General features: G+C 65.7%; 5 protein-coding genes. 3 read left to right on the forward strand and 2 right to left on the reverse strand.

Annotated elements, in window-relative coordinates:
• Positions 1 to 486: hypothetical protein (locus ACXJKR_RS27690; RefSeq protein WP_457325559.1), on the reverse strand; the 486-nt coding region annotated here is incomplete at its 3' end.
• A 115-nt stretch (positions 487 to 601) separates the two neighbouring features.
• Between ACXJKR_RS27690 and ACXJKR_RS27695 the strand changes: the two genes are divergently transcribed.
• From ACXJKR_RS27695 to argG, 3 genes are read left to right on the forward strand one after another with little or no spacing between them, the layout of a single operon-like run.
• A complete protein-coding gene (locus ACXJKR_RS27695; RefSeq protein WP_056201997.1) occupies positions 602 to 1,162 on the forward strand; it encodes a YaeQ family protein in 561 nt (186 codons plus the stop codon).
• Positions 1,159 to 1,422, forward strand: a complete 264-nt coding sequence (locus tag ACXJKR_RS27700; protein WP_056201994.1) for a GNAT family N-acetyltransferase — start codon at positions 1,159 to 1,161, stop codon at positions 1,420 to 1,422. Before ACXJKR_RS27695 ends, ACXJKR_RS27700 begins: the two co-directional genes overlap by 4 nt.
• A gap of 12 nt (positions 1,423 to 1,434) precedes the next feature.
• Entirely contained in the window at positions 1,435 to 2,748 is a 1,314-nt protein-coding gene (argG, locus tag ACXJKR_RS27705; protein WP_457325560.1) for an argininosuccinate synthase, read from the forward strand.
• A gap of 162 nt (positions 2,749 to 2,910) precedes the next feature.
• Here argG and ACXJKR_RS27710 read toward each other — a convergent pair.
• Positions 2,911 to 3,397: DNA ligase (locus ACXJKR_RS27710; protein ID WP_457325561.1), on the reverse strand; the 487-nt coding region annotated here is incomplete at its 5' end.

The raw sequence follows: 3,397 nt of genomic DNA on the forward strand, positions 1-3,397 counted from the left end.
CTTGATGCCTTGCTCGGCATCCGCGGCCTTGACGGCCTCGACCGCCGTGCCGAAAGCTGTGGTGCGCGCCGTATAGGCGTCGTTGCGAGCCTTCAGTTCGGCCTTCTCGAGCTTGGGGGCCTCGGCCGTCAGCGCCTCGTGCGCCTTCAGGATGGCTTCCTTCTCGGCCTTCACGTCGGCGATCTGCTTGCCCAGCACGGCCTCGGCKGCCTCAAGGGTGGCCTTCTCCGACTTGAGTTTGTCGGCATTGGCCTTGTAGGAAGCCTGCTCGGCCTTGATGGCCTCGGCTTCCTTGCTGTTGTTGTCCTGCTGGGTGATGCAGGCGCGCAATTCGTCGCGCGACATCAGTTTGGCCTTGGGCTTCTCGACAACCGGGTTGCTGACCTTGTTGTTCTTCGGGTCGACCTTGGCCTTGGAATTGGTGGTGACTTGTGCCTGGGCGGAGACAGCGAGACCCAAGGCCAACGTAAGAAGAATGCGTTTCATGAAGAGGGCGCAACCGGGTTGCGAAGGTTCAAAGCGGGAGGCGGAATGATGCCACGAGGCTTCGCCGCGATAATCCTCGGCTGCTCTTCGTTACAGGGGCCCCGGCCCCTTCCCCATGGCGCTCAAAGCCACCATCCACAAAGCCCAGCTGCAGATCGCCGACATGGACCGCCATGTCTACGGCGACCACGCCCTCACGATCGCCCGCCACCCGAGCGAGACCGACGAGCGCATGATGATCCGCGTGCTGGCCTATGCACTGAATGTGCCGGCCGACGATCTCAACGGCCGGCTCGAATTCACCAAGGGCCTGTCCGACGTGGACGAACCCGATCTCTGGCAACCCGACCTGACGGGCGAGCTGCAGCACTGGATCGACCTCGGCCAGCCCGACGAACGCCGTCTGATGAAGGCCCATGGCCGCGCCCGCCGCGTCAGCGTCTACAGCTTCGCATCCAGCACGCCGGTGTGGTGGAGCGGCATCGAAAACAAGCTGACGCGCGCGCCACGCCTGGCCGTATGGCAGATTCCCGCCGAGCAGTCCCAGGCCCTGGCAGCCCTGGCCGAACGCAGCATGCAGCTGCAGATCAGCATCCAGGACGGCAGCGTCTACGTGTCGACCGCCAGCGCATCGGTGGAGGTCCACCCGGTTGCCCTGAAGGCACCCACCGAATGACACCCCGGCACGAACCCGGCCACCAGCGCTTCACGCTGCCGACCACGCCCCTCAGCGTGCTCGACTACGAGCTGAGCGCTGGCCGCGTCGTGTTCACCCACACCGGCGTGCCGCCGGCCTATCGTGGCCAAGGTCTCGCCGCCAAGTTGGTTGAGGCCGGCCTGCAATGGGCCCGCGCAGAAGGCCTCAAGGTCGTGCCCGCCTGCAGCTACGTCCAGCTCTACATCCAGCGCCACCCCGAGTGGCAGAACCTCGTCTAAGAGACCCTCACCATGTCCACGATCCTGCAATCCGTTCCCGTTGGCCAGAAGGTCGGCATCGCTTTCTCCGGTGGCCTCGACACCTCCGCAGCCCTGCATTGGATGAAGCTCAAGGGCGCCCTGCCCTACGCTTACACGGCCAACCTCGGCCAGCCCGACGAGCCGGACTACGACGAAATCCCCCGCAAGGCCATGCTGTACGGCGCCGAGAAGGCCGTTCTTGTCGACTGCCGCGCCCAGTTGGTCGCCGAAGGCATTGCCGCGCTGCAGGCCGGTGCCTTTCACATCAGCACCGCCGGCGTGACCTACTTCAACACGACGCCCATCGGCCGCGCCGTGACCGGCACCATGCTGGTGGCGGCCATGCAGGCCGACGGCGTCAACATCTGGGGTGACGGCTCGACCTACAAGGGCAACGACATCGAGCRCTTCTACCGCTACGGCCTGCTGACCAACCCGGCGCTGAAGATCTACAAGCCCTGGCTGGACCAGACCTTCATCGATGAACTGGGCGGCCGCGCCGAGATGTCGGCCTTCATGACCGAGAAGGGCTTCGCCTACAAGATGAGCGCGGAGAAGGCCTATTCGACCGACTCCAACATGCTGGGCGCCACGCACGAGGCCAAGGACCTGGAGCATCTGAACAGCGGCATCAAGATCGTCAATCCCATCATGGGCGTGGCGTTCTGGCGCGATGACGTCGTCGTCAAGGCCGAAGCCGTGTCGGTACGCTTCGAGGAAGGCGTGCCCGTGGCGCTGAACGGCGTCGAGTACCGCGATCCGGTGGCCCTGCTGGCCGAGGCCAACGTCATCGGCGGCCGCCATGGCCTGGGCATGAGCGACCAGATCGAGAACCGCATCATCGAGGCCAAGAGCCGCGGCATCTACGAGGCTCCGGGCCTGGCGCTGCTGCACATCGCCTACGAGCGTCTCGTGACCGGCATCCACAACGAAGACACCATCGAGCAGTACCGCGACAACGGCCGCAAGCTCGGCCGCCTGCTCTATCAGGGCCGCTGGTTCGACCCGCAGGCCATCATGCTGCGCGAGGCCGCCCAGCGCTGGATCGCCCGCGCCGTCACCGGCGAGGTGGCCATTGAGCTGCGCCGCGGCAACGACTAYTCGCTSCTSRACACCSAGAGCCCSAACCTGACCTATGCGCCCGAGCGCCTGAGCATGGAAAAGGTCGAAGGCGCCTTCAGCCCCGCCGACCGCATCGGCCAGCTGACGATGCGCAATCTCGACATCAGCGACACGCGCGGCAAGCTGGGCATCTATACCGGTGTCGGCCTGCTGGCCGGCGGTGGCCTGCCCAAGCTCGAGTGATTTCCCGCTGAGGGCTGGCGAGGCCCTGGTGAATACTGTATAAATCAACAGTATTCGCTTTTGAGGAGCCCGCCATGCACAGCCAGTACCGCCAGAACTACGTCCCCGGCCGCCCGCTGCCTCTGTGGTTGCAGAAGCTGCTGAGCTGGCTTTGACAAGCCTTCAGAACGCCTCGGCCACCCGCAGGAAGCTCGCAAAGCGCGGCTTGCCACTCGGCGTCAGGTCGCGATAGCGATAGGTGACAGTCGAGCCGATGGGCGGCGGGTCGCGGCGTTGGGCGTCGCTGAAGCCGGTGCCCAGCTTGAAGCGCTGGCCCTCGGGTGTCTGCAACTCCAGTGCTCCCAGCTGACCCGCCAGCCGTCCCTTGCCCGGCTCATGGCCGACAACAACGGCTTCAGCATCCGCCAGTGGCTTGAGCTTGAGCAGCAGATCGCTGCGGCCCGAGGCCAGCGGCGCGTTGGCCCGGTGCAGCATCAGGCCCTCGCCACCGGCGTCGACCACCTGCTTGAGCCTGGCCCGAAGTTCGGCGTTGGAGTTGAGGCGCTGCTGCTGCACCGGCATGACGACGCCGCCGGCCATCGTCGCGAGCTTGGCCGCGCGCCGTTCGAAATCTCCGTCGCCCGCTGGCAGCTCGAAGACGCGATAGCTG

Source organism: Roseateles sp. P5_E11 (assembly GCF_054049355.1).